Below are 24,251 nucleotides of genomic sequence, written 5' to 3' on the forward strand. Positions count from 1 at the left end.
GCGACCCTGATCTGAAAAAACAGGCTGTTCAAGCCCAATGGAGGGGATGCTAACGCCATTTCCACTTCGGAGCCATTCAGGTTGAATGGAAAATTGGTCTGGGAGTCGCCCGTCTTGGGCCGATACGACTCCACCGACAACGCCCAAGCGTTGCCCGCAGCTTCCTCAATAAGCGCTCAAAACAAGGCATCCAATACTCGGTAATAGCTGATTCCGGCCGCAAGATAAAGCCGCTGCAACGCATGAAACGGAATTCGCCGCAATGGCATCACCGGGAATGGGAAGTCCTGCGTCGCCCCTGAGAGCTTCGCGGCCAGATGCTTGCCTAACGCCGTGGACAGGGCGATACCGCGGCCGTTGTAGCCGAGCAAGACTGACAGCCCCGGTGCCGGATCGTGCACATGGGGAAGAAAGCTTTGCGTCAGCGCGACCCGACCACTCCAGCGGTATTCGACAGGTACATCCGCCACTTGCGCAAACAGCGCCCCCAGCGAACGCTCCAGGTGCGCCCAGTCACGCTGCCGGGAAGGCTCCGAGAACGGCCCTCGCCCTCCCAGAAGCAAACGCCCCTGGGCATCCAGCTTGAAGTAGAGCAGCAAACGGCGGGAGTCCGAACAGACCTCGCCACCGGGCAGGATGGTCTTGCGGATCGCCGGCGGGAGCGGACGGGTCGCGATGATGAAGCTGTTGGCGGCGACGACGGTCTGGCGCAACCCGGGCCACAGGTCGTCGGTGTAGCCATCTGTGGCCAACAACACCCGCTGCGCACTGACCTTGAAGCCTTGCGCTGTGGACAATAGCCAGCCTGATCGCTGTCGCTGCAGCCCCGTGACGCGGCTGTGGCCGTGGATCATTGCGCCCTGCCCCACGGCGGCCTTCGCCAGGCCACGGGCGTAACTCAATGGATGCAAGCTGCCGGCCCGAGGATCGACCCACCCCCCCAGGTAATGCTCGGTACCGATACGCTGGCTGACCGCGGCCCGGTCCAACAGCTCCACCTTGACGCCCCGGCGTTGCCATTGCGCGGCGCGCTGCTCGATGGTCTTCATCGCGGTCGTTGAACAGGCCGGTTGAATCCAGCCTTTCTGGGTGGCATCACACTCGATCCCGTACTGACGAATCAGCGCAAACACCTCGTCAGCGGCTGACCCGGCCGCCTCGATCATCGCTTCGGCCCGGGCCGGGCCGAACTTGGCGTGCAATTGATCCGGGTCGAACTTCAGCCCGGGAATCACCTGCCCGCCGTTGCGCCCCGAGGCCCCCCACCCTGGCTCCCCGGTGTCCAGCACACAGACGCTGACACCCGCTTCGGCCAAGCGTAAAGCCGTCACCAAACCGGTATAGCCGGCCCCCACGATAGCCACATCCACTTGCTTGTCTTCGGCCAAGGCCGGCGTTTGCACCGCCGGTGTGGCCGTCGCGGCCCAGAGCGAGGCCGGCAGTTGCGGGGCGAAAGGTGCATTCATGCCGGCACCTCCCCGCTGTGGTTGAGCAGTCGGCGGAGAAAGTCCTGTGTGCGAGGATGCGTCGGCGTACTCAGTACTTCCCCGGCGGGTCCTGACTCGACGATCTTGCCGCTGTGAAGAAAACAGACCTTGTCGGCGACGTCTCGAGCGAAGGCCATTTCGTGGGTCACCACGATCATGGTCATGCCCTCATTGGCCAGATTGCGCATCACCGCCAACACTTCACCGACCAACTCCGGATCGAGGGCCGAGGTCGGTTCGTCGAAGAGGATCGCCTGGGGGTTCATCGCCAACGCCCGGGCTATGGCGACACGTTGCTGCTGCCCCCCGGACAGTTCGTCCGGGTAGGCATTCATCCGATGGGCCAAGCCGACCTTTTCCATCAGCGCCTCGGCATTCCTGCGCGCCGCCTGAGGGTTCTCCTTCTTTACGTAGATCGGCCCTTCCATGACATTTTCCAAGGCTGTGCGGTGCGGGAACAGATTGAAGCGCTGAAAAACCATCGCCACCCGAGTGCGAATGTCGTGGATGTTCCTGGCATTGCGGTCGACACGTTCATCGCCGACCAGGACCTCGCCCTGGTCATAACTTTCCAGGCCATTGATACAGCGCAACAACGTGGACTTGCCCGACCCCGAAGGGCCAATCAGGCACACCACTTCACCGCTCTTGACCTGCAAATCGATGCCTTCGAGGACCGGCACGTTGCCGTAACGCTTGTGAATGCCCTTGATCTCGATCATGACGTTCTCCGGTTGCTGAAGCGTGCTTCCAGACGGCGCAGCGCAAAGGACAGCGGCAGGCTCATCGCCAGGTAGAGCAATGCCACCAGGGTGTAGACCGTCATATTCTCGAAGGTCGAAGAGGCGATCAGTTGCCCCGCGCGAGTCATCTCGGCCACGGTGATGGTGGAGACCAGCGACGAGTCCTTGAGCATCATGACCAGGGTGTTGCCGTAAGGCGGCAAGGCGATGCGAAATGCCTGGGGCAGCACCACTCGCCGCATCACCATCGCACCGCGCATACCCAAGGATTCCGCCGCCTCGATCTGCCCTTGCTGGATCGCCTGGATACCGGCCCGGAAGTTCTCCGCCTGATAGGCCGAATAAGCGATTCCCAGGCCAATGACACCGGCTTGCATGGCCGTCAGTTGAATGCCGAATTCCGGCAGGACGAAATAGATGTAAAACAGCTGCACAATGATCGGCAGCCCCCGGATGATGTTCACAACGCTGATGGCGAACAACGCGATCGTACGTATTTTCGAGACCATCATCAGGGCCAGGAGCAGGCCGATCAGCGAGCTGAGTACAAACGACCCGGCCGTCACTTGAAGAGTGACCACCGCCCCCTTGAGCAAGATAGGGAGGAAGTCCAACGCATTCTGGAGAATCATAAAAGCTACCCACGGAACAATGAGTGGACCCGCCCGCTACCGCAGGCGGTCGACAAAACCCTCAGTTGAGCTTCCACTTCTCGATGATCCGTTCGAGGGAACCATCAGCCTTGATCGCAGCGATGCCTTTGTTGACCTGCTCCAGTGTTGCGTTGTCGCCCTTGCGCACGATCAGGCAAACGTCCCCCATTACCACCGGCTGATAGCTCTGCACCAGGTGCACCTTGTTCTGCGTGCCCTGGGCCAATTGGTAGGCGACGATCGGGCGATCGGCGAAACCCGCCTTGATACGGCCGAGGGCCAGGTCGCGCATCAGATCGGGGATCGAGTCATAGCCACGGACCTCCTTGAAGACGCCACGCTTGTTCAGCTCATCGATGAACACGGTGCCGACCTGGGCGCCGACAACTTCGCCGGCAAAATCCTCCATGCGGGTGTATGCGGTCTGGTCGTCGGCCTTGACGATCAGCCCCTCGCCATAGGTGAAGACCGGATCGGAATACTGCACCACCTTTTCCCGCGCCGGCGTCCGGAGCATGGCGGCAGAAATCAGATCGATCTTGTTTGACGTCAGTGACGGGATCAGCGAAGCGAAGGTGGTCTGCTGGATCTCCACCTCGAAGCCGCCAGCCTTGGCCACTGCCTGCGCGGCGTCGATCATCATGCCCTGGATACTCTGGCTCTTGACGTCGAGAAAGGTGAAGGGAATCCCCGTTGCGGTTGCGCCGACCTTGTAGACGGGCTCGGCGACGGCGTTGGCTGAAGCGATGCCAGCAGCCAGGGCATTAACGAACGTGAGTGCACGAAAGCGAGTAAGCATGGCGTATCTCCCATTGGACGCTTTTATTGTCTTAAGTCCGGTAAGGGTTGCCCCATAGGAATGGCAGGAGGCTCAAAATGACTGTAAAGCGATTTACAAAAATCGTAAAGAGATTTATAAGTATCGAATATCGATATTCAAAGCGCAGAATTTAAGGATTTCCATGAGCGATAACCCTCACCCGCTGTTCAATCAGTCATTGGAAAAAGGCCTGGCGGTGCTGCGAGCGTTCAACGCAGCCCGGCGCACGATGAACCTGGCGGATATCGCCCAAGCTGCAGACATCAACAAAAGCTCCGCGCAACGCATGATTCATACCCTCGAAGAGCTGGGTTATGTGCGCAAGCATCCGCAGACCAAGCGTTTCCAGTTGACCCCGAAGGTCATGGAGATCGGCTACAACTACCTGGCCGCCGATACACTGGTAGACGTGGCCAACCCGTTCCTTGCCGAGTTGGCGCAGGCTACCGGGGAGACGACCAACCTGACCGAACCCGACGGGCTGGACATGGTGTACGTGGCCCGCTTCGTGGCGCCGAAATTCATCCCTATCCACATGCCCATCGGCAGCCGGATCCCGATGTACTGCACCGGTTCCGGACGGGCCTTCCTGAGTGCCCAGCCCGACGACGAACTCCTTGCCGCACTGCAAGCCAGCGAGCGCAAACGCCATACCCAGTACACCCTGACCGAGATCGACGACATCATCGAGCAGATCGAGACCACACGGCGCAGGGGCTACGCCACGAACAAAGAAGAGTTGTTTCTTGGCGACATGTCCATTGCCGCGCCGATCATTGGCAGCCAGGGCCTGCCGGTCGCAGCCGTGCATGTAGTGGTGCCCACGAGTCGCTGGAGCATGGAGGAAGCCGAGCGCAAGCTGGCGCCTGCAGTGATCGAATGTGCACGGGCGATTCGCTCTTCGATACGAACCCTTTAGCCGGACACCAACGCAGTAGCCAACAAGCGTGCGCTCTGTAGTGAACAATTCCTAAGGTGTGGCGTTACTGGGCCGGGGTGATTGAGCCCTAAAGATAATTCAACTGCATGTCCTTCCAACGGAACACGCCGGAACAGGTCGCGATGTTTGAACGAGAACAGCGCCAACGGTTTGATCACGCAACTTACCTATCACTCCGGTTGCCGCCACGGCCCGTCATTATCCAACACACAAACAATCAAACCGAAGCCGTCAGGTCCACTCCCAGCGTCTGGGCAAAGGCCCTGACCCAGGGGCTGCCCACAGTGTTGTGACGCAGTATCAGACTGGACGGCGTGGCGATGTTGACCAGGTCCGGGCGCCCCTCCGCGCAACTCTCCCCGCGCCAGTTCGGCGCTTGACAGCACTCTTCCCAGGTCTCTAACATCAGCCCACTGAAAGAAATGATGTTTCTTTCAGTGATACATTAAATCCAGCTCAATAACTGCCCGCCTTCTTAGGTGAGAGCGCACGACTGAGCCGGTCAATTTTCGAAGTCCCCCTGAAACCAGGAGCGTCCATGACCACCTAGCCCACATAAACCATTCCTTCTGGCAGAACGCTGCATGCCCCATAACAACAATTACAGCGCTGACCGTTTCCCGCCCAAAGGAAATGGCTGGACGCTTGCGCACGCCTGGAACATGACTCATATGAACAACAAACACGTTTTGACTGTTGCCCTCACCTGCACACTCCCCCTGAACGCGCTCGCCGACAACGGCGGCTTTGTCGAGGATTCGCACTTCTCGATCAAGGCGCGCAACTTCTACATGAACCGCAACTTCCTCGATGACCGCACTGCGCAGAATTACTCAGAAGAATGGGCGCAGGGTTTCATCGGCATCTTCGAGTCCGGTTTTACACCGGGAACGGTCGGGTTCGGTGTGGATGCCATCGGCCTGCTGGGGATCAAGCTCGACACAGGCAACGGGCGCAAGGGCGGCGGCACGCTGCTGCTCGAAGAAGACAGCGACGGGGCCAAGGATGAGTACTCCAAGGGCGGTATGGCACTCAAGGCGAGGCTATCGAAAACAGTGTTGAAATACGGCGAGCAGTTGGTGAACCTTCCAGTACTGGCGACCAGTGATAACCGGCTGCTGCCGGAAACCACCCAAGGCTGGCTGGTCACCAGCAAGGAACTGCCCGGCCTCACCCTCAATGCAGGGCATTTCACCGCCCTGCGCGGGCGCGATCAGAGCGAGCACGACAGCGGCCGCCTGACCGACCTTGACCTGATCGGCGGCAGCTACCAGTTCACCCCCAACCTCAGCGCACGGGTCTACCACTCCGACGTCGACGACTACTGGCGCAAGACCTACGTGGGCGCCACCTCAATCCTACCGCTGGGCGCAGGCTACAGCGCAACCTTCGACTTCAACGGCTACGACACCAAGAGTCAGGGTCAGCAACGAGGCGGTGTCCTGGACAACCGTATCTGGAGCCTGTCGGCGTCTCTGGCGGCCGGGTCTCACACCTTCCTGATCGCTCACCAGCGCGTCACCGGCACCGGCAATTACACCTACGGCGTGGACGGTAACAGCACGGTGTTCCTGGCCAACTCGGTCCAGTATTCGGACTTCAACTATGAGAACGAACGCTCGTGGCAGGCGCGCTACGACTTCAACTTCGCTGCACTCGGCGCACCGGGACTGACGTTCATGACCCGCTACCTCAAAGGCACCGATTTCCACACGGCGCTGACCAACAACGGTCACGCGTGGGAACGCGACATCGAGATGAAATACGTGCTGCAATCGGGCCCGGCCAAGGACCTGTCGTTCCGGGTGCGCCAGGCCAGTTTCAGAAGCCCGGATCGCGGGCTGAACTTCAACGAAGTCCGGCTGATTACCGAGTACCCGCTCAACATTTTCTGATCCCCATCGCCTTGAACAATAAAAAACCCCAGACCTGAAGCAGGCTGGGGTTTTGTTGTGAGGATCAGGTGCGAAACATCACAGACGCTGGTAAGTCCCCGCGTGAAGGCGCTCGCTGATTTCTGCCGCAGCCGATTGCAGTTCGCGCAACATGGCCGCTGGCGGAGGTGACGGAATTGCCGCGCTTGGCCCGACGATACCGATGGTGCCCACGATCACATCGTTCTCGCGAAAGATCGGGCAGCACAGGGCGTTGATGCCCATGGTCACTTCGCTGTCGGCGTCGTCGTACAGACGCTGACGAATCAACTCCAGACGCTGTGCCAGCAACTCAGGCTCATGCAGGGTGCGCTCCGTCAGTCGTGGCATCTTGCGACGCATCACCCGCTGCTGACTGGCGGCATCGGCGAACGCCAGCACTGTACGACCCTGCGCCGAGCAGTAAGGCAATACGCGGTTGCCCGGCTTGACCGAGATGCACACGTTGGCCTTGGACTCGACGCAGGACACGACCAGAGCGGTGTCATGGGTGGCGACAGCCAGCAAGGCCGACTGTCCCGTGGCATCGCGGATACGGGTCAGGTAAGGGTCTGCGATTGCGCGCAGGTCGAACTGCTCGCCCGCGGCCTCGCCGTACGCCACCAGACGAGCGCCCAGCAGATATTTCTCAGTGACGGGATCCTGCTCGAGGATCCCCAGCTGACGCATCGAAGCCAGATGCCGGTAGGTCCTGGGCTTGGCGGTTTGCAACTGATGCGCCAGTTCGGTCACACCCAGGGGACGGCGCGCAGCCGTCAATTCATCGAGCAGACGGAACACCATTTCGACCGACTCGAGCAATACCGGTCCGGTGGTGGGCTTTTCGTCATCCTGTTCCAAGAGGTCACCTCAGATCGATCACTGGAAAAGCCCGATTGTATCTCCTGCCGAAACGCTTGTGTTGTTCTGCGATATCAAATAGCAGAGGGTTGCGGCATGGCCACCACGGTTTGCGCGCTGGTCGGCTTGACCCTCGACATCACCCAGGCGCCGATCAAGGTCATGACTGCCAACACGTACAGGCCATACTCCAGATGCCCGCTGCTTTGCTTGATCCAGCCCATCATGAACGGACTGGCATAACCACCCAGGTTGCCCACGGTGGCAATCAGCGCAATGCCCGCAGCCGCGGCCGTACCGGTCAGCAGCACGCCAGGCAAGGCCCACAGCACACAGAAGCCTGCCAGGCCGCCGGACATCGCCAGGCTCAGACCGGCCAACGACAGTACCGGCTGATCGTGAAAGAACGCAGCAATCGCCAGACCCAGTGCCGAGGCGAGGTTGCACAGCGTGCCGTGCCAGCGGCGCTCACGGGTTCTATCCGAATGACGGCTGACCAGCACCATGACCACCGACGCCACGGCGAACGGAATCGCCGCGATCAAGCCAGTGTGAAACAGGCTCTTGACCCCCAGGCTCTGCACGATCTGCGGTAGCCAGAACGACACGCCGTAGGTACCGCACAACAAGGCGAAGTTCACATAGATCAGGCACCACAGCCCCTTGCTGACGAATGCCGCACGAAAGTTGTGCCCCGCCCCTGCCGCCTCATGCTCCTGTCGTTGCTCGGCCAGATGCTGCACGACACGCGCATTCTGCGCCGGGGTCAGCCAGTGAACGTTGCCAGGGCGGTCATCCAGGTAGAAGAACACCACAATCCCCAGCAGCACGGCAGGCATGCCTTCGAGCAGGAACAGCCATTGCCAGCCCGCGAGCCCATGGACCCCAGCGAAGGTCTGCATGATCCAGCCGGACAAAGGACTGCCCAACACGCCCGCCATGGCGATCCCCAGGTTGAACCAGGCCATGCCCTGTGAGCGAGCGTAGGACGGGAACCAGTACGTCATGTACAGGACGACGCCGGGGTAGAACCCCGCCTCCGCCATGCCCAGCAGGAAACGCAGGATGTAGAACGACGTCGGTGTCTGGACGAACATCATCGACATCGACAGGAGCCCCCAGGTGATCATGATCCGGGTGATCCAGTACCGCGCCCCGACCCGTTGCAGCATCAGGTTGCTGGGGATTTCACACAGGCAATAGCCGAGGAAAAACACCCCGGCGCCAAACCCGTAGGCCATGTCGCTGAGGCCGACGTCGGCCGCCATCTGCAGCTTGGCGAACCCCACGTTCACCCGATCGAGGAAGGCAATGATGTACAGCACGAAAAGGAACGGCAGCAGGCGCCAGGCGATGCGATTCCAGAGGAGGCTGTCCTGTTCATTGTTAAAGGTGTTACGAGAGATAAGGTTCATCGCTGTACTCTTGTAATTGTTGTGTATGCGAAGAGAAACCGGTTCCGAAAAACCGGTTTTTTTCAAGACATCCGACGTTCAGGCAATCAGGCAGCGCTCCCCAGGATGAAATCGGCACAACGTTCGCCGATCATGATACTGGGCGCGTTGGTATTGCCACTGACGATCGTCGGCATGATCGAAGCGTCAGCCACACGCAGCCCCTGCACACCGTGCACTTTCAGGTCCGGGCCGACCACGGCATCGGCGTCGGTACCCATTCGGCAGGTGCCTGCGGGATGGAAAACCGTCTTGGCCACGCTGCGCACATAGTCCTCCAGCACATGATCGGGAATGTCGTCGTGGTTGGGGAGCAGCAGCATGTTTTCCACCACACTGGCCAGCGCCGGCGCGCGCAGAATACGACGGGCAAACCTGACACCAGCGACCATGGTGCGCAGATCGTGTTCATCGCTCAGGTAATTGGCCTTCAGCGCCACTTCCTGCATCGGGTCTGCGCTCTTGAGGCGCAATTGGCCTCGGGAACGTGGTCGCAACGCACAGGGGTTGATGGAGATGCCGTGGCCGCCGGGCGGCAAACGATCGATGTCGCCGACCAACGCCGGCACCACGTGAAACTGCACGTCGGGGCGGCCACAGCCGGTGGCATCGACGAACGCACCGCTCTCGACCACGTTGGAACTCAGCAGTCCCGAGCGATTGGCCAGGTACTTCAACCCATGGCCCACGGCACGCAGGCCTCGATCATGGCCCAGCAAACTGACTGGCTCGCGGGTCTGGGCGTAGACCGAGGCACTGAGGTGATCCTGGAAGTTCTCGCCCACCCCCGGAGAATGCACCCGGGTGGCGATGCCCATCGCTTGAAGATGGCTTTTCGGACCGATACCCGACAGCATCAGCAACTTGGGCGAAGCGACCGCACCGGCGCTGACAATGACCTCGGCCCGTGCCGTAAATTGTGTCGCCGCGCCGCCACGACCCAGCGCCTGCACGCCCGTGACACGGCTGCCATCGAACAGCAGCCCTGTCACATGGGTATCGGTCATGACGGTGAGATGGGGATCGCGTCGCATCGGCTTGAGGTACGTGACGGCGGAACTGGCACGACGTCCTTGTGAGGTCGTGGTCTGGTAGAAACCTGCACCTTCCTGCTTCGAACCGTTGAAATCATCGGTCTCGGGCACGCCGGCCTGCACCGCTGCCTGGACGAACGCGCGACTCAAGGCATGCCGGTGATCCGGGTCGCTGACCTTCAACGGGCCGTCCTGGCCATGCAGCTCGCCACCCAGGCGAGCATTGGACTCACAGCGGCGGAACACCGGCAAGACGTCCTGCCAGCCCCAGCCAGGACAGCCGCTGGCTTGCCACTCGTCGTAGTCCTCGGCCTGGCCACGAATGTAGATCATGGCGTTGACCGAGCTCCCGCCTCCCAGGGTGCGTCCCTGGGGGATGTAGATACGACGCTGATTGACGAAAGGCTCAGGCTCGGTGCGGTACATCCAGGTCCGCTGCGAACCGTGAATGCGAATGAAGGTGCCGGGAATGTGGATGTAGGGATGATTGTCGGCAGGACCTGCTTCGAGCAGCAGCACCTGCTTGCCCGCCTGTGCCAGCCGTGCGCTCAACGCACAGCCGGCCGAGCCGGCCCCGACCACGATGTAATCGAAGGTTTTCATTGTTGTTGTTCTCGTTGTGTGGCGTCTTCTCAGCCGATCTGGCTGACGAATTTAGTGGTGAAGTAGGCGTCCAGCCCTTCGCTTCCGCCTTCGCTGCCGTAGCCGCTGTCCTTAACGCCACCAAACGGTGTTTCCGGTGCTGCCAGGCCAAAGTGGTTGATGGACACCATGCCCGATTCCAGCTCGTCGGCCAGCAAGGTGGCGCGCTGGATGGAGCGGGTGAAAGCAAAGGCGGCCAACCCGAACGACAGGCCGTTGGCTTTCTCGATCACCTCTTCGACGGTGTCGAAGCGAACGATCGAAGCGATGGGCCCGAACGGTTCCTCGTTCATCACCCGGGCGTTGTCCGGAACATCGGTCAACACCGTGGCCGGGTAGAAAAAGCCGGCGCCTTGTGCCGGTTTGCCGCCCAACATCAACTGCGCACCGACAGCCAGTGCGTCATCGACATATTCCTGTACCGCGCTTACCCGACGCGGATTGGCCAATGGTCCCAGTTGGGTCGAAGTGTCATGACCATCACCCATCTTGATCGCTGCACCGGCCTGGCAGAATGCGTCAACGAACGGCTCGTAGATCGACGACTGCACGTAGAAACGCGTCGGCGACGCGCAGATTTGCCCGCCGTTGCGAAACTTCAGGCCGGCTCCCAGCGCCGCCACGGCCTTGACGTCCACATCGTCACAGACGATGAACGGCGCATGCCCGCCCAGCTCCAGGGTGCAGCGTTTGAGGTACTGCCCGGCCAGCGCGCCCAGTGCACGGCCAACCGGCACAGAGCCGGTGAACGACACCTTGCGAATGACCTCGGAGCGGATCAGGTAATCGGAGACTTCGGCAGGCACGCCGAACACCAGGTTCAGAACGCCATTCGGCACACCAGCATCCTGAAACGCCCGACACAATTCGATGCACGATGACGGCGTTTCTTCCGGCCCTTTGGCAATGATCGAGCAGCCCGCAGCGAGTGCTCCGGCGATCTTGCGCACCAATTGGCTCACCGGGAAGTTCCAAGGACTGAACGCCGCGACCGGGCCCACTGGTTCGCGCAGGACGGTCTGCCGCACACCACGGGCACGGGGCGGAATCACACGTCCATAGGCGCGACGCCCTTCCTCGGCGTACCAGTCGATGTGATCGCCAGCGCCGAACGCTTCAAGCTTGGCCTCTGCCAGCGGCTTGCCCTGCTCCAGCGTGATCAACGCCGCGATCTCGTCCGAACGCTGACGCACCAGATCGGCAGCTCGACGCAGAATCTTCGAACGATCATAGGCAGACGTCTTGCGCCAGGCCTGGAACCCACGTTGCGCGGCGGCCAGTGCTCGGTCCAGATCGACCGTCGAAGCCAGGCTCAGCTTCGCGATGACCTCACCGGTGGCGGGGTTGAACACATCCGCCTGACGCTCATGAGCGCCGGTGGACCACTGGCCATCAATGAGCAGGGATTCAATAACTCGCATATCACGGGCCCCTCAGAATTAATCACGGTTTATTTCATTGAGAGAAACACTATTTCTCTGAATGACGTCATCCTAGATTTCCCGAAGAACAGGTGTCAAGCCAAAAAAAGTCACTTGACCGTCTATTTGACCGGGCGTTAGCTTTGTCTTACAGAGAAATACAATTCTTACAAAAGAAACAAAGGAGTCACCGATGAGCCTAGCCAACGCATTGCTTCACAACTGGAATGACCTGCCACGCGAGACGGTTCGCAAAGGCGTGGAGCGTGTCGCGTTCCGCGGGGACGACACGCTCTGTGTCATGAACTGGCTGACGCCGGGGATGGACGTGTTTCCCCACAGCCACACCTTCGAGCAGCTCGTCATCATCGTGCAGGGTCGGGTGCGCTTTCATCTCGGCGACGACGTCGTGGAAGGTGGCCCGGGCAGCATGATCCGCATCCCGCCCCACGTGGTGCATTACGCAGAACCTGTGGGCGATGAGGTGGTGATGAATCTGGATGTGTTCTCGCCGATTCGCGATGACTACCGCCACTTGATCGAATACCAGGCGGCCGAATTTGCGGGTGCCGGGCACCAGCGGTCATGAGCCGCACGGATTTCGCGACCAGGCTGCGCGGCGGTGAAGCGCTGGTCAGCACCTTCATCAAGACGCCGAGCCATGCCGTGGTCGAGATCGCCGGTGACTGCGGCCTGGACGCGGTGGTGCTGGATGCCGAACATGCGCCCTTCGACCAGGGCAGTCTCGATCGTGGGTTACTGGCCTGCCGCGCCAGCCATGTCGCAGGCTTGGTACGCGTGGCCGACGATCGCGCCACGACCCTCCTGCAAGCGCTGGATCTGGGGGCCGATGGCCTGGTGCTGCCGCATATCGTCCATGCCGCCCAAGCCAGGCAGGTCTTGCAGGCCACCCGCTACCGCAGCGGCACTCGCGGCTTCTCCAACTCGCCAAGAGCAGGCGGCTATGGCCGTGCGAATCTGGCAGAACACATGGTCGCCGAAGATGGTCGCCACGGGATCATCGCGCAAATCGAAGACCGTGAAGCGCTGGACAACCTCGCGGCCATAGCCAACGTCGATCAGATCGACTGTCTGCTGGTGGGCCGTGCGGATTTGAGCGTGTCGCTGGGCGTCAGCACGCTGGATGACCCGCGCGTGGAGTCCGCTGTCAGCCGGGTGATCGACGCGGCACAACAGGCCGGCAAGACGGCCGGCATTTTTGTCTCCAACAGCGACGACCTGGCGCGCTTCCATGCCATGGGCGTGCGCTTTTTCATTCTGGGTGCGGATCAGGCGGTGCTGCGTACCGGCTGGACGCAACAGGTCCGGCACTTTCACGGCCTGGTTCGCTGAACCCTATCCAAAACAACAAGAGGTAATGTCATGAACGCCATCGTCAAACCCAACATCGAGGACCGCCAGGCCCACATCGACAGCCTGATGCGCGGCGCCATCGATCTGCACTGCCACAGCGGCCCGTCCGTGATGCCCCGCTACTGCGATCACCTCGAGGCCATGCGTGAAGCCAGCGAAGCCGGGCTCAAGGCTGTGCTGCTCAAGGATCACTACTACAGTTGCACACCGGTCACGACCTTGCTGAACAAGCATTTCAGCGAGCTTGACGTGCACATGCTTTCCGGCGTGCCGTTGAACAACGCGGTTGGCGGCCTGAACGTACATGCGGTCGAACATGGTTTGAAGCTGGGAGCGAAACTGGTCTGGATGCCGACTTTTTCTTCGGCCAACCACATCGCACACCATCATCAGGACGCCAAGTTCACCGAGAAATTCCCGCAGACCACCCAGCGCATGCTGCAGCCGATTCCGCTGACCGTACTTGATGACGACGGCCATCTGAAAGAAGAAGTCAAAGCGATCCTGGACCTGATCGCCGCCGAAGACATCGTGCTTTCCGCCGGTCACCTGAACATCCGGGAAATCTGGCCGCTGTTCGAAGAAGCTCGCAACCGCGGGGTCAAGCGCTTGCTGGTCAACCATCCGACCTACGTGGTCGACGCGACCCTTGATGACATGCGTCAACTGGCCAGGGAAGGTGTGTTCATGGAGCACTCGATGTGCATGTGGGTGCCCGGTTCGAAGTTCAAATTCTACGATGATCAATTCCTGCGACAAGTCATCGAAGCCGGCACGGTCGACCTGACCATCCTCGGCTCCGACCTCGGCCAACAGGGCAACCCGAGCATTGCCGAAGGCTTTCGCAACGTGATCGGCCAACTGCTGGACCTGGGCTACAGCGACGAGGACATTCGCAAAATGACCTCCGGCAACGCCTCCCGCCTGATGAACCTGTGAGTGGAACGACCATGACGCGACTCACTACACCCATCGGGCAGCTGACGCTGAAAAACCCGGTCATCTGCGGCGCCGGTGAACAGACCATGACCCGCGAGGCCATTCGTGCCGCCCTGGCCACCGGAGTTGGCGCGGTAGTGGCCAAATCCACCAACGAATCCCAGGCCGCCAAACAGCAACTGGACAAGACCGACTACGTGCTGCTGGACTCGAACTGGAACCGTTTGCCGTGGGACTTCTCGCCACCAGCCGATGCCAGCCTGTTCGGTCGATCCGGCCTGGTTCAGCGCGAGTTCGGCGAATGGCTCGATGAACTGGCGGCGTTGGACATCGAAGCCCGACGGCAAGACGCCTATGTCATTCCAAGCCTGATCCTCAGTGACCTTGAGCAATGCGCCGAGTACGCCCGGCAGATCGAACAGGCCGGTCTTCGCGTACTGGAGCTGAACATCGGCGCACCTCACGGCGAAGAAGCGGCCAAGGGCGCCATCGTACTGGAACGGGGAGCGGCGCGAATCGAGGCGATTGTGTCGCGCATTCGCAAGGCCACCACCCTGCCCTTGTGGATCAAGCTGACCGGGCAGAGCGAGGACGTGGTCGGCCTGGCTCAAGCGGCACGTCGGGGGGGCGCGGACAGCGTGGTGATGATGGGCCGCTTCATGGGGTTTCTACCGGATCTGGACAGCGGCCTGCCAATGCTTGGGACCAGTGCAGCAATCGGTGGTGGTTGGGCGCTGCCACTGACCGCACGCTGGCTGATGATGACCCGCAAGGCCATGGGCGACAGCTACCCGCTGATCGCCACCAACGGTGCCCGTAACGGTCTGGATGTCGCGCGTTTTCTACTGGCGGGTGCCTGCGCCACTGAAATGACATCGGCGGTATTCGCCGGCGGTTACCCGGTCCTCTCACGCGCCGTGCAGGAACTGGACGACTATGTCAGCCGGCGCGGCCTGAGCGTGGAGCAACTGCTGGGCAGTGCGGCCGATCAGGTGCAGACCTATCAGCAACAGGCTGACCGTCCCGACTGGTGGAAACACTTCGCCCCGGAGTGCCCAGGGTCTCCAGACTGAAGCGGCTTGGCCGGGAGATCACTGAAAGCTGGCGATTCATGTTGCCGTAAAAAGGGCCCCTGTAGGGTAATGCTGCTCACTAAAGCGGAGCAGCATTACCGCCGGAAATCGCTTTTTTGGGATCTTCACCGTCCTCGGCCTCACAGGCCTAGGGCCGTGATCCAGGAACAAGCTGCCGACACCCATTCTATGGGATGTTTGGATAAAAGTGCTCAGGTCGCAAAAGTTGAAAAGTTCGCGTTTGTTGCCCTTACGGAACACGCCGGAACAGGCAGCGGTGTTTGAACGAGAACAGCGCCAACGGTTTGATGGTGCAACTTGCCCTATCACTGCGGTTGCCACCAAGGCTCGTGGATGACTACCCCATAAACATCAAACCGGCGCCTTCAGATCCACCCCTAATGCCTGGGCAAAGGCCTTGACCAAGGGACTGCGCACAGTGTTGTGACGCAGTATCAGACTGAACGGCGTGACGATGTTGATCAGGTCCGGACGCACTGCGCGCAACTCTCCCCGCGCCACCATCGATGCGGCGTAATGCTGGGGCAGGAACCCGAGGAAACGCCCCGTCTTGATCAGCAACGCCACGGCTTCCACCTGGGTGGCCGAGGCGGAGAAGCGGTCATAGTGTGCAAATTTCAGTTTGTCGCGATGAATCGCGTAGCGATGGTTGACGCACTCATACTCCTTGAGCACATGTTCCCCCATGTCCGCGTCCGCCATGGAGAACAGCGGGTGGCCGAGTGCGCAATAGACCTGCGAACGTTCTTCATAGAGTTCGTAGTAATCGAACTCTTCGCGCTTTTGATAAATCGGTACGATCCCCGCCACCAACCGTCCTTCGACGACACCTCTTTCGACTTCATCGAGTTGCGAAGCCTGAAGTTGAAACCGGACCTTGGGCGACTGTTCATTCATTTGCCTGAGCGCAGCAACTAACGGGGAATTATAATCCGAAATAGTATTATCAATAACCCCCACACCAAGATCACCAACAAGTTCGTTTTGCGCGGAACTAAGGCGATCACGAAAGTTGTCGACCGAGGCAAATAAGTCTATCGACGCCTGATACACCAGGCGCCCTTCTTCCGTCAGGTGAAAGCCCTCGCGCCCGCGCGTGCAAAGGCGCATCCCGATGCGGATTTCCAAGTCGGAAATCTGTTTGCTGATGGCCGCAAGCCCCACATTCAGCTCATTTTGTGCGGCACTAAAGCCTCCCGCCTCGACCACGGCCTTGAACACTTTGAGCAATTTGAAGTCCAGCCCGCTGAGGGCCAATGGTGCCCTTTGCGGGGTTCTTGGCGGCGGGTTTCCGGAATTGGAAAGTGGGGTTTCCATAATGCTTATTTACCTCTGGCGCTCTATTCAACAACCTGTGCCCAACAACAAAAACAAGCTGGCCCAATAATAATGAACACAGAAAACCAAGCTTGGCAACCGACAATAAATTCCGAACATCAGCGCCAAAACGCTGGTCGCGAAACATCAAAAGCTGACAGTTCGATCAGCTCTCGCACCGATGCAACTGCCCTCTTGAAAACTGCTCTGGCCTGACTTCGCTCGCTGACTTTCGTAGCGACGCCGTGGCCTGGAGTACCCGTTTCAGTTCGCGTAACCGACGAGGAAAACAACAATGTCTCAAACCACCGACCGACTCTGGGGTGCTCGCTTCAAATGCGGCCCTTCCGAAGCCTTGGCGGCCCTGTCCCGTTGCCCTGAGCGCTATTTCCGGCTCACCCCGTACGACCTCGCCGGCTCCAAGGCCCATGCCCGGGAACTGCAGCGCGCCGGACTGCTGACCGAGCAAGAAACCCAGACCATGCTCGACGCCCTGGAACGCATCGGCGCGGATTATCGCGCCGGCAGCATCGCCCCGACCCTGGATGATGAAGACGTCCACACGTTCATCGAGCGCCTGCTGACCGAACGGCTTGGCGCCCTGGGTGGCAAGCTGCGGGCCGGCCGTTCGCGCAACGACCAGACCGCCAATGACCTGCGGCTGTTCCTGCGTGACCACGTACGCACCGTGGCCGTTGAAGTGTTGGGCCTGCAGCAGGCGCTGGTGGAACAGGCCGAGCAACACATCGAAAGCATCTGCCCCGGCTTCACCCATCTGCAGCAGGCGCAACCGATCGTGTTCGCTCACCACCTGCTGGCCCACGCCCAGTCGATGCTACGCGACGTACAGCGGTTGGTGGACTGGGACGCGCGCACGTCGCTGTCGCCACTCGGTGCGGCGGCCATGGCGGGCTCGGCGATCGCGCGCCTGCCTCAGCAATCGGCAAAGGAAATGGGCTACAGCGGCGTTTGCGAAAACTCCATCGACGCCGTGGCCAGCCGCGATCACGTCGCCGAGTTTCTGTTCATCGCCAGCATGCTCGGCATCAATATCTCGCGCCTTGCCGAAGAGTTCTGCCTGTGGTCGTCACGGCAATTTCGCTGGGTCGCACTGGACGATGCCTACGCCACCGGCAGCTCGATCATGCCGCAGAAGAAGAACCCGGACATCGCCGAACTGGCGCGAGGCAAGGCCGGCCGCCTGATCGGCAACCTGACCGGCCTGCTCTCCACGCTTAAATCCCTGCCGCTGTCCTACAACCGTGACTTGAGCGAAGACAAGAACGGCGTGCTCGACAGCGTCGACACGCTGCTCCTGGTGCTGCCCGCCATGGCGGGCATGGTGGCGACCATGAAAGTCAACGTCGAGGAGTTACGCCGCCAGGCACCGCTGGGCTTCACCCTCGCCACCGAAGTTGCCGATTGGCTGGCGGTGCGCGGCGTGCCGTTCAAGGAAGCTCACGAAATCACCGGTGCGTTGGTCCAGGCGTGCGAGAAACACGACATCGAACTGTGGGAGGCCTCCCCCGCTCTGCTGGCGGAAATCGATCCGCGCCTCACCCCAGAGGTACGCGAAAGCCTGACCCTCGAAGCCGCCATCGCTGCGCGCAATGGCTGGGGCGGGACCGCGCCACAACAGGTACGCGAACAGATCGGACGCTTGAAAACCGCCCTCGCCACCCAGCAGCAATGGACCGAGGACTATCAGGGCTTCCGCCTCTGAGCAACACACCGAACCTGTGGGAGCGAGCTTGCTTCCACAGCGATAGCGCCGCAACCGAGTACGGAGAAACAACATGAGCCAGACACAGGCAGAACGACTCCAGGCGGAGCGCAAGCTGGCGGAAAACCAGTTCGACATTACCCAGTACGATCATGTGCCCCGGCGCTACTACGGGCGGATCTTCTTCGCCACGCTGATCGTTATCGCCCTTGTTGGCCTGGTGCGCGCCTTCGCCGAAGGCAAGATCGAATGGTCGTACATCGGCCAGTTCCTGACCTCCGAGGCGATCATGTGGGGCTTGCTCAACACCATCGTCATGGCCGTATTGGCCATGGCGCTGGGCATCGTGTTCGGCGTGATCACTGCGATCATGCGCATGTCGGCCAACCCGATCCTGCGCTATGTGGCCGTGACCTATACCTGGCTGTTTCGCGGCACGCCGCTGATCCTGCAACTGCTCCTGTGGTTCAACCTGGCGCTGATCTTCCCCACCATCGGCATTCCCGGCCTGTTCGAAATGGACACCGTGAGCCTGATGACCCCGTTCGCGGCGGCCCTGCTGGGCTTGAGCATCAACCAGGGTGCCTACACCGCCGAAGTGGTGCGCGCCGGCCTGCTCTCGGTGGACACCGGGCAATATGAGGCTGCCAAATCCATCGGCATGCCACGCCTGCAAGCGCTGCGCCGGATCATCCTGCCCCAGGCCATGCGGATCATTATTCCGCCGGTCGGCAACGAGTTCATCGGCATGGTGAAGATGACCTCGCTGGCGAGCGTCATCCAATACTCGGAACTGCTCTACAACGCCCAGAACATCTACTACGCCAACGCCCGCGTGATGGAGCTGCTGATCGTCGCCGGCATCTGGTACCTGGCCACCGTCACCGTCCTGTCCTTTGGTCAGAGCCGCCTGGAGCGTCGTTTCGCCCGCGGCGCCGGCAAGCGTTCCTGAGGAGTTCCCCATGAGAAGCATCGTCAAGGCCGTGAGCCTGAATAAATATTACGACCAGTTCCACGCGCTCAAGGACATCAACATCGAAGTCGAGCAAGGCGAAGTGCTATGCATCATCGGTCCGTCCGGCTCGGGAAAAAGCACCTTGCTGCGCTGCGTCAACCAGTTGGAAAAAATCGACAAGGGCGGCCTGTGGGTCGACGGCGAACTGGTGGGCTACCGGATCGTCGGCAACAAGCTGCACGAACTCAACGAAACCCAGATCGCCCGCCAGCGGCTGTCCACCGGCATGGTGTTTCAACGGTTCAACCTGTTCCCGCACATGACCGTGTTGCAGAACATCATCGAAGGGCCGTGCCAGGTGCTCAAGCGCTCCCCCAAAGAGGCGAATGAAGAGGCCCTGGAATTGCTCGCCCGTGTCGGCCTGGCGGACAAGCGCAACAGCTACCCGATCGAGCTTTCGGGCGGCCAGCAGCAACGCGTGGCCATCGCCCGTGCATTGGCCATGCGCCCCAAGCTGATGCTGTTCGATGAACCCACTTCGGCACTCGACCCGGAACTGGTCGGTGAGGTGCTGTCGGTGATGCGCGATCTTGCGCAGACCGGCATGACCATGATCGTCGTCACCCATGAACTGGGCTTCGCTCGCGAAGTTTCCAATCGCATGGTGTTCATGGACGGCGGGCAGATCGTGGAGGCTGGAAGCCCCGAAGAAATACTAATAAGTCCGCAAAACCCTCGCACCCAAAGCTTCATTTCTGCCGTTCGAACCTAAGCGTCCGTTGACGCTCACAACACTCATAAGAGAACGACCATGAAGAACTTCTTTATCCCCGCAGTACTCGCAGGCGTCATGGCATCGGGCTTCACCTTCGCGGCCGAATTGCCGGCCAGCATCAAGGCCAAGGGCGAAATCGTCGTGGCGATCATGCCGAACTACCCGCCGATGGATTTCAAGGACCCGGCCACCAATACCCTCACCGGCTTTGACTATGACCTGGGCAATGCCCTGGCCGAGCGCCTGGGTGTGAAGATCAAATGGCAGGAAACCGGCTTCGAACAAATGATCAACGCCCTGACCACAGACCGCGTGGACATGGTGCTGTCGGGCATGACCGACACCGTCGAACGCCAGGCCAGCGTAACCTTCATCGACTACTTCACCAGCGGTCCGCAGTTCTACACCTTGCAGAAAAACAAGGACACCAACGAGATCCTCGACCTGTGCGGCAAGAAAGTCGGTACCAGCCGCCGCACCACCTTCCCAAAGGAAATCGCCGAGTGGAGCAAGGCCAACTGTGAGGCCGCCGGCAAGCCGGCGATCAACGTGGTCGGCACCGAGGGCTCCGCCGATGCCCGGGCGCAACTGCGCCAGAGCCGTATCGATGCAGCCATGCAGGGCAGCGAAACCCTGCCTTACCTCAAGACCCAGGAAAAGGACATGTACAAGACCGTGGGCCTGCCGATCTCCGAGCAGTACACCGGCATGGGCGTGAGCAAGAAGAAACCTGAGCTCAGCGAAGCGGTGAAGATCGCGCTGCAAAGCATGATCGATGACGGCAGCTACCAGGCGATCCTGAAGAAATGGGACCTGGAACTGGGGGCGATCAAGACCGTGACCATCAACGCCGGGAAGTGATCCCACAGGCCGTTTGATTCCGATGTGGCAGCGGGCTTGCTTGCGAGTGATCCAACATCAATGTTGCCTCACTCGACGCCATCGCGAGCGAGCCCCGCGCCACAAAGGGTCTGGTGTCTACGACTAAAGATGGAGCGCTACCGATGCCCTCTTCACCTACCTGGCCCGCGCCGCACAAGGCTTGCCTGGCCCTGGCCTTCGATCTCGATGGCCCGACCGGTGATGCCATGCTCAACGGCTCGATCTGGCGCAAACCCGAGTACTTCGGGTTCGGCGGCTATGGCCCTTACCGGGCACTGCCGCGCCTGCTCGATGTGCTCGACGAGTTCCAGATCCCGACGACATTCTTCGTTCCCGCCTGGGTCGTGGAGAACTGGCCGAAACAATGCCAGGCGATTGTCGAGCGCGGGCATGAAGTGGCTTATCACGGCTACAAACACGAATCCTTTTATGCCCTGACACTGGATCGGCAAAAGGAGGTGATGCAGATCTCCCGCGAGGTGTTCTGGAAACACTTGAATATCCGCGCAGAAGGCTTTCGCACGCCGTCCGGCGACTGGCGTGCCGAAACCCCAGCCATGCTGGTGGAAGCCGGCGTGACTTATTCCAGCAGCATGCGCGGCGACGACCGACCGTACCTGGTGGACGTAACGGGTTTCGATACGCCGCTGGTGGAAATCCCAGGCCGATGGGAAATGGACGATTACGCGTCCCTCGCCTACACCCGCGCGCCGAACTTTCCTTCCGGGTTGGACCGTACGTCCAGTTATGCGCTGACCCTGGACAACTGGTGCCGCGAATATGACGGCGCGATGGACGAAGGGTTGTGCCTGACCACCCTCTTCCACCCGAAAATCATCGGTAAGCCGGGACGCATCCTGCTGCTGGAACAGCTTTTCGAACACATGCGTCGGCGCGATGACGTGTGGTTCGCCACCTGCCGCGACGTCGCCCACTTCTGGTTGAAGGAGCACCGCCATGGCTGATTCCCCCATCTGGCCGGAAGGCTATCGCTGCGCAGTGGTACTGACCGTCGATTACAACGACATCCACGGCATCCTCACGCAAGCCCCGGAAGTTGCCGGGCGTGACAAGACCTTGTCGGTGTGGCGCTACGGTACCCAACGCGGCGTGGCACGCTTGCTCGGCCTGTTCAAGGAACTCGGGGTCTGCAGCAGTTGGTTCGTCCCCGGCATCGTTGCCGAGGAAAACCCTGCGCTCATCCAGGCGATCCAGGGCGACGGTCATGAGATCGCCTGCGCCGGTTACCGTCATCAAGATTACGATGCGCTAGACCTGGTCGCCCAGGGCGACGATGTCGCCAAAGGCTGCGAAACCCTGGCCAGGCTGACCGGCAAGCGCCCGATCGGCTTTCGAATCCCGGCGGGCAATGGTGCGCCGGGATTCATCGGCGCATTGAAGGACCAAGGCATCCGCTGGTCCTCGTCATGGCGTGGCGATGACTTGCCATTCGCTCACCCGACGGCGCCCGGTGTCATTGAAGTGCCGCTGCATTATGAGCTGGAAGACGAGCCTTACTTCGCCTTCAACTTGAGCCCGGCGGTGCCACCGGCACAATCACGGATCGCCTCCTACAGCCACACCCTGGGCAACCTGCAAATGGATTTCGCCGGGTTTCATCGTTTTGGCCTGTGCTACGTGCTTCGCCTGCACCCGGAAATCATTGCCACGCCGGGACGGATAGGCGTGTTGCGCGAGCTGATCGAGGGCATTCAACAGCACAATGACGTGTGGATCGCCACCGGCGCCGAGGTCGCGCAATGGTGGGCAAGCAGCGCAGCGCCGGCGGCCGAGGATCATCCCGCATCGGTGTACGAGCGCCACTATCGGGATTACGTCTGATGAGCGAACGCTTGCAACGGTTGGCGCAATTCTGTGTCGATCTGCGGTTTGAAGATCTATCGCCTGGGTTGGTAGCCCAAGCCAAGCGGCACATTCTCGATACGTTCGGCGCAACGTTGGCCGGCGCCGCGAGCGATATCGCCAGACAGGCACACAAGGTGTTCGCGGGTGAAGCAGGAGAGGTACCGGTTTGGGGAACCGATCTGCAGGTCTGCGCGGGCCCGGCAGCGCTGTTGAACGGCATCGCCGCCCATGCGCTGGAACTGGACGACACCGGTGGTTGCGATCACTCCGGGGCCGTCGTGCTGCCAGCGGCGATGGCGGCGGTTTCGCTGCGCGCACGGCCCGTGAGTGGTCGTGAATTCATCAGCGCCGTCGTGATCGGCTATGAGGTTGGCCGTCGAGTGCTCGAAGCCTGCGGCGGCTATAGCGCCCACAATGGCGCCGGTTGGCACTCCACCGCGACCTGTGGGGTGTTCGGCGCAGCCGCCGCCAGTGCGCGCATCCTGGGTCTGGATACCCGGCAAACCCTGGCGGCGCTGGGCATTGCCGGCAGCTTCAGCGGTGGCCTGTGGGCCTTCATTCACGATGGCTCGCACAGCAAGAAACTGCACAGTGGGCGCGCCGCAGAAGGGGGTCTGTTGGCTGCGCGGTTCTCCCAACAGGGCATCAGCGGGCCGACGCAGCTGTTCGATGACGTCTGGGGCGGTTTTCTGAACACTCTTGCCCCAGCGACTTCAAGACCCGAAGCGCTGGATGCGGAGCTCGGCGTGAACTGGAAGCTCGCCCGCTGCTCAATCAAACCCCATGCCTCCTGTCGCGGCACCCATTCGGCCATCGATGCACTCGGCCAGCTATTGGAGCAGTTGAAGGTATCCGTAGACCAGGTCGAAAACCTGCACGTCGGGCTGAGCGGTTTTCTCCACGGCATGTGCGGCGGCCGGGATGTCACCCACCTCGCAGCCGCGCAAATGAGCCTGCCGTATGCCCTCGCTGCGCGGTTGGTGCATGGGCATTGCCGACTGCACGCTTATGACGATCGGCAACGCAACGATCCGCTGGTGATTCAGTGCATGTCGCGCATCCAGCTTGAAGTGGACCCGCGACTGGATGAGGATGGCGAGCCTGTGGTGACCCTGCGGACCGTGGACGGCCGGCAGGCAAGCCTGTGTGTGGAAGTGCCCTTGGGAGCGCCGGGCAATCCACTTGCCGATGAGGCCCTGGATGAGAAGTTCTTCAGTTTGACGACGCGGGTCATGCCGCAGGAACGGGCTGCGGAACTGCTGAAGCAACTGCGACGCATGGAAGACCTGGAATCGATACGTACGCTGGAACGGTGGCTGGGTTGATCAGGGTATTGACGGCTCGGGCGTCATCGCGGT

At 60.8% G+C, this 24,251-nt stretch carries 22 protein-coding genes and 1 pseudogene; 13 read left to right on the forward strand and 10 right to left on the reverse strand.

Annotated elements, in window-relative coordinates; translation table 11 throughout:
- Positions 1–176: 176 nt before the first annotated feature.
- From BLP82_RS14290 to BLP82_RS14305, 4 genes are all read right to left on the reverse strand, one after another.
- Positions 177–1,466 (reverse strand): NAD(P)/FAD-dependent oxidoreductase, encoded by a 1,290-nt coding sequence (locus BLP82_RS14290; protein WP_092168882.1) that lies wholly within the window; start codon positions 1,464–1,466, stop codon positions 177–179.
- A complete protein-coding gene (locus tag BLP82_RS14295) occupies positions 1,463–2,209 on the reverse strand; it encodes an amino acid ABC transporter ATP-binding protein (protein WP_092168884.1) in 747 nt (248 codons plus the stop codon). The genes BLP82_RS14290 and BLP82_RS14295 overlap by 4 nt, the downstream gene beginning before the upstream one ends.
- A complete protein-coding gene (locus BLP82_RS14300) occupies positions 2,206–2,862 on the reverse strand; it encodes an amino acid ABC transporter permease (protein ID WP_092168887.1) in 657 nt (218 codons plus the stop codon). The genes BLP82_RS14295 and BLP82_RS14300 overlap by 4 nt, the downstream gene beginning before the upstream one ends.
- A gap of 61 nt (positions 2,863–2,923) precedes the next feature.
- Positions 2,924–3,682 (reverse strand): ABC transporter substrate-binding protein, encoded by a 759-nt coding sequence (locus BLP82_RS14305; protein ID WP_092168890.1) that lies wholly within the window; start codon positions 3,680–3,682, stop codon positions 2,924–2,926.
- A gap of 163 nt (positions 3,683–3,845) precedes the next feature.
- Here BLP82_RS14305 and BLP82_RS14310 point away from each other — a divergent pair, with 163 nt between their 5' ends.
- Positions 3,846–4,622: an IclR family transcriptional regulator gene (locus BLP82_RS14310; RefSeq protein ID WP_092168893.1), complete on the forward strand. Its 777-nt coding sequence runs from the start codon at positions 3,846–3,848 to the stop codon at positions 4,620–4,622.
- 238 nt (positions 4,623–4,860) lie between these two features.
- Here the strand turns inward: BLP82_RS14310 and BLP82_RS31620 are convergent.
- Positions 4,861–4,983, reverse strand: a pseudogene (locus BLP82_RS31620) (LysR family transcriptional regulator); the annotation flags it as partial.
- Positions 4,984–5,314: 331 nt separating this feature from the next.
- Here BLP82_RS31620 and BLP82_RS14320 point away from each other — a divergent pair.
- On the forward strand, positions 5,315–6,538 hold the full coding sequence (locus tag BLP82_RS14320) for an OprD family porin (RefSeq protein WP_092168899.1): 1,224 nt from the start codon (positions 5,315–5,317) through the stop codon (positions 6,536–6,538).
- 78 nt (positions 6,539–6,616) lie between these two features.
- Here BLP82_RS14320 and BLP82_RS14325 read toward each other — a convergent pair whose 3' ends face one another.
- The 4 genes from BLP82_RS14325 to BLP82_RS14340 all read right to left on the reverse strand — a co-directional run bounded on the left by BLP82_RS14325 (position 6,617) and on the right by BLP82_RS14340 (position 11,968).
- Positions 6,617–7,417, reverse strand: a complete 801-nt coding sequence (locus tag BLP82_RS14325; protein WP_092168902.1) for an IclR family transcriptional regulator — start codon at positions 7,415–7,417, stop codon at positions 6,617–6,619.
- A gap of 74 nt (positions 7,418–7,491) precedes the next feature.
- A complete protein-coding gene (locus tag BLP82_RS14330; protein WP_092168905.1) occupies positions 7,492–8,832 on the reverse strand; it encodes an MFS transporter in 1,341 nt (446 codons plus the stop codon).
- Between the two features lie 86 nt (positions 8,833–8,918).
- Positions 8,919–10,508, reverse strand: a complete 1,590-nt coding sequence (locus tag BLP82_RS14335) for a GMC family oxidoreductase (RefSeq protein WP_092168908.1) — start codon at positions 10,506–10,508, stop codon at positions 8,919–8,921.
- 29 nt (positions 10,509–10,537) lie between these two features.
- Complete coding sequence (locus BLP82_RS14340) at positions 10,538–11,968, reverse strand: NAD-dependent succinate-semialdehyde dehydrogenase (RefSeq protein ID WP_092168911.1); 1,431 nt, start codon at positions 11,966–11,968, stop codon at positions 10,538–10,540.
- Positions 11,969–12,161: 193 nt separating this feature from the next.
- Here BLP82_RS14340 and BLP82_RS14345 point away from each other — a divergent pair, with 193 nt between their 5' ends.
- The 4 genes from BLP82_RS14345 to BLP82_RS14360 are packed head-to-tail and all read left to right on the forward strand — an operon-like array spanning position 12,162 to position 15,354.
- On the forward strand, positions 12,162–12,557 hold the full coding sequence (locus BLP82_RS14345; protein ID WP_092168914.1) for a cupin domain-containing protein: 396 nt from the start codon (positions 12,162–12,164) through the stop codon (positions 12,555–12,557).
- Positions 12,554–13,321, forward strand: coding sequence for an HpcH/HpaI aldolase family protein (locus BLP82_RS14350; protein WP_092168917.1), 768 nt, complete (start codon positions 12,554–12,556; stop codon positions 13,319–13,321). Before BLP82_RS14345 ends, BLP82_RS14350 begins: the two co-directional genes overlap by 4 nt.
- A gap of 30 nt (positions 13,322–13,351) precedes the next feature.
- Positions 13,352–14,281, forward strand: coding sequence for a DUF6282 family protein (locus BLP82_RS14355; RefSeq protein WP_092168920.1), 930 nt, complete (start codon positions 13,352–13,354; stop codon positions 14,279–14,281).
- An 11-nt stretch (positions 14,282–14,292) separates the two neighbouring features.
- Entirely contained in the window at positions 14,293–15,354 is a 1,062-nt protein-coding gene (locus tag BLP82_RS14360; RefSeq protein ID WP_092168923.1) for a beta/alpha barrel domain-containing protein, read from the forward strand.
- A 372-nt stretch (positions 15,355–15,726) separates the two neighbouring features.
- On the opposite strand, the gene BLP82_RS14365 is transcribed toward BLP82_RS14360, so the two are convergent.
- Positions 15,727–16,692, reverse strand: coding sequence for a LysR family transcriptional regulator (locus tag BLP82_RS14365; protein ID WP_092168926.1), 966 nt, complete (start codon positions 16,690–16,692; stop codon positions 15,727–15,729).
- A gap of 295 nt (positions 16,693–16,987) precedes the next feature.
- Here BLP82_RS14365 and argH point away from each other — a divergent pair, with 295 nt between their 5' ends.
- The 7 genes from argH to BLP82_RS14400 all read left to right on the forward strand — a co-directional run bounded on the left by argH (position 16,988) and on the right by BLP82_RS14400 (position 24,218).
- Positions 16,988–18,415 (forward strand): argininosuccinate lyase, encoded by a 1,428-nt coding sequence (gene argH / locus BLP82_RS14370; RefSeq protein WP_060742900.1) that lies wholly within the window; start codon positions 16,988–16,990, stop codon positions 18,413–18,415.
- Positions 18,416–18,488: 73 nt separating this feature from the next.
- Positions 18,489–19,367 carry an amino acid ABC transporter permease gene (locus BLP82_RS14375; protein WP_060742901.1) on the forward strand — a complete coding sequence of 293 codons (879 nt, stop codon included), beginning with the start codon at positions 18,489–18,491 and terminating at the stop codon, positions 19,365–19,367.
- A 10-nt stretch (positions 19,368–19,377) separates the two neighbouring features.
- Entirely contained in the window at positions 19,378–20,142 is a 765-nt protein-coding gene (locus BLP82_RS14380) for an amino acid ABC transporter ATP-binding protein (protein WP_008001408.1), read from the forward strand.
- Positions 20,143–20,181: 39 nt separating this feature from the next.
- Complete coding sequence (locus BLP82_RS14385; protein WP_092168929.1) at positions 20,182–21,006, forward strand: ABC transporter substrate-binding protein; 825 nt, start codon at positions 20,182–20,184, stop codon at positions 21,004–21,006.
- 143 nt (positions 21,007–21,149) lie between these two features.
- On the forward strand, positions 21,150–21,992 hold the full coding sequence (locus BLP82_RS14390) for a polysaccharide deacetylase family protein (protein ID WP_092168932.1): 843 nt from the start codon (positions 21,150–21,152) through the stop codon (positions 21,990–21,992).
- Positions 21,985–22,869 carry a polysaccharide deacetylase family protein gene (locus BLP82_RS14395; RefSeq protein ID WP_092168935.1) on the forward strand — a complete coding sequence of 295 codons (885 nt, stop codon included), beginning with the start codon at positions 21,985–21,987 and terminating at the stop codon, positions 22,867–22,869. Before BLP82_RS14390 ends, BLP82_RS14395 begins: the two co-directional genes overlap by 8 nt.
- On the forward strand, positions 22,869–24,218 hold the full coding sequence (locus BLP82_RS14400) for an MmgE/PrpD family protein (protein ID WP_092168938.1): 1,350 nt from the start codon (positions 22,869–22,871) through the stop codon (positions 24,216–24,218). Before BLP82_RS14395 ends, BLP82_RS14400 begins: the two co-directional genes overlap by 1 nt.
- Positions 24,219–24,251 lie beyond the last annotated feature (33 nt).

It is taken from the genome of Pseudomonas sp. NFACC37-1 (assembly GCF_900101575.1).
In the GTDB taxonomy this organism is placed as follows: Bacteria; Pseudomonadota; Gammaproteobacteria; order Pseudomonadales; family Pseudomonadaceae; genus Aquipseudomonas; species Aquipseudomonas fluorescens_AA.

Bases quoted from the DNA above. Each gene is read 5' to 3' on its own strand.
- BLP82_RS14355 (WP_092168920.1), top strand. From the start codon at position 13,352: ATGAACGCCATCGTCAAACCCAACATCGAGGACCGCCAGGCCCACATC.
- BLP82_RS14365 (WP_092168926.1), bottom strand. From the start codon at position 16,692: ATGGAAACCCCACTTTCCAATTCCGGAAACCCGCCGCCAAGAACCCCG.
- BLP82_RS14320 (WP_092168899.1), top strand. From the start codon at position 5,315: ATGAACAACAAACACGTTTTGACTGTTGCCCTCACCTGCACACTCCCC.
- BLP82_RS14335 (WP_092168908.1), bottom strand. From the start codon at position 10,508: ATGAAAACCTTCGATTACATCGTGGTCGGGGCCGGCTCGGCCGGCTGT.
- BLP82_RS14305 (WP_092168890.1), bottom strand. From the start codon at position 3,682: ATGCTTACTCGCTTTCGTGCACTCACGTTCGTTAATGCCCTGGCTGCT.
- BLP82_RS14330 (WP_092168905.1), bottom strand. From the start codon at position 8,832: ATGAACCTTATCTCTCGTAACACCTTTAACAATGAACAGGACAGCCTC.
- BLP82_RS14295 (WP_092168884.1), bottom strand. From the start codon at position 2,209: ATGATCGAGATCAAGGGCATTCACAAGCGTTACGGCAACGTGCCGGTC.
- BLP82_RS14360 (WP_092168923.1), top strand. From the start codon at position 14,293: ATGACGCGACTCACTACACCCATCGGGCAGCTGACGCTGAAAAACCCG.
- BLP82_RS14395 (WP_092168935.1), top strand. From the start codon at position 21,985: ATGGCTGATTCCCCCATCTGGCCGGAAGGCTATCGCTGCGCAGTGGTA.
- argH (WP_060742900.1), top strand. From the start codon at position 16,988: ATGTCTCAAACCACCGACCGACTCTGGGGTGCTCGCTTCAAATGCGGC.
- BLP82_RS14310 (WP_092168893.1), top strand. From the start codon at position 3,846: ATGAGCGATAACCCTCACCCGCTGTTCAATCAGTCATTGGAAAAAGGC.
- BLP82_RS14385 (WP_092168929.1), top strand. From the start codon at position 20,182: ATGAAGAACTTCTTTATCCCCGCAGTACTCGCAGGCGTCATGGCATCG.
- BLP82_RS14345 (WP_092168914.1), top strand. From the start codon at position 12,162: ATGAGCCTAGCCAACGCATTGCTTCACAACTGGAATGACCTGCCACGC.
- BLP82_RS14300 (WP_092168887.1), bottom strand. From the start codon at position 2,862: ATGATTCTCCAGAATGCGTTGGACTTCCTCCCTATCTTGCTCAAGGGG.
- BLP82_RS14390 (WP_092168932.1), top strand. From the start codon at position 21,150: ATGCCCTCTTCACCTACCTGGCCCGCGCCGCACAAGGCTTGCCTGGCC.
- BLP82_RS14290 (WP_092168882.1), bottom strand. From the start codon at position 1,466: ATGAATGCACCTTTCGCCCCGCAACTGCCGGCCTCGCTCTGGGCCGCG.
- BLP82_RS14340 (WP_092168911.1), bottom strand. From the start codon at position 11,968: ATGCGAGTTATTGAATCCCTGCTCATTGATGGCCAGTGGTCCACCGGC.
- BLP82_RS14375 (WP_060742901.1), top strand. From the start codon at position 18,489: ATGAGCCAGACACAGGCAGAACGACTCCAGGCGGAGCGCAAGCTGGCG.
- BLP82_RS14350 (WP_092168917.1), top strand. From the start codon at position 12,554: ATGAGCCGCACGGATTTCGCGACCAGGCTGCGCGGCGGTGAAGCGCTG.
- BLP82_RS14380 (WP_008001408.1), top strand. From the start codon at position 19,378: ATGAGAAGCATCGTCAAGGCCGTGAGCCTGAATAAATATTACGACCAG.
- BLP82_RS14400 (WP_092168938.1), top strand. From the start codon at position 22,869: ATGAGCGAACGCTTGCAACGGTTGGCGCAATTCTGTGTCGATCTGCGG.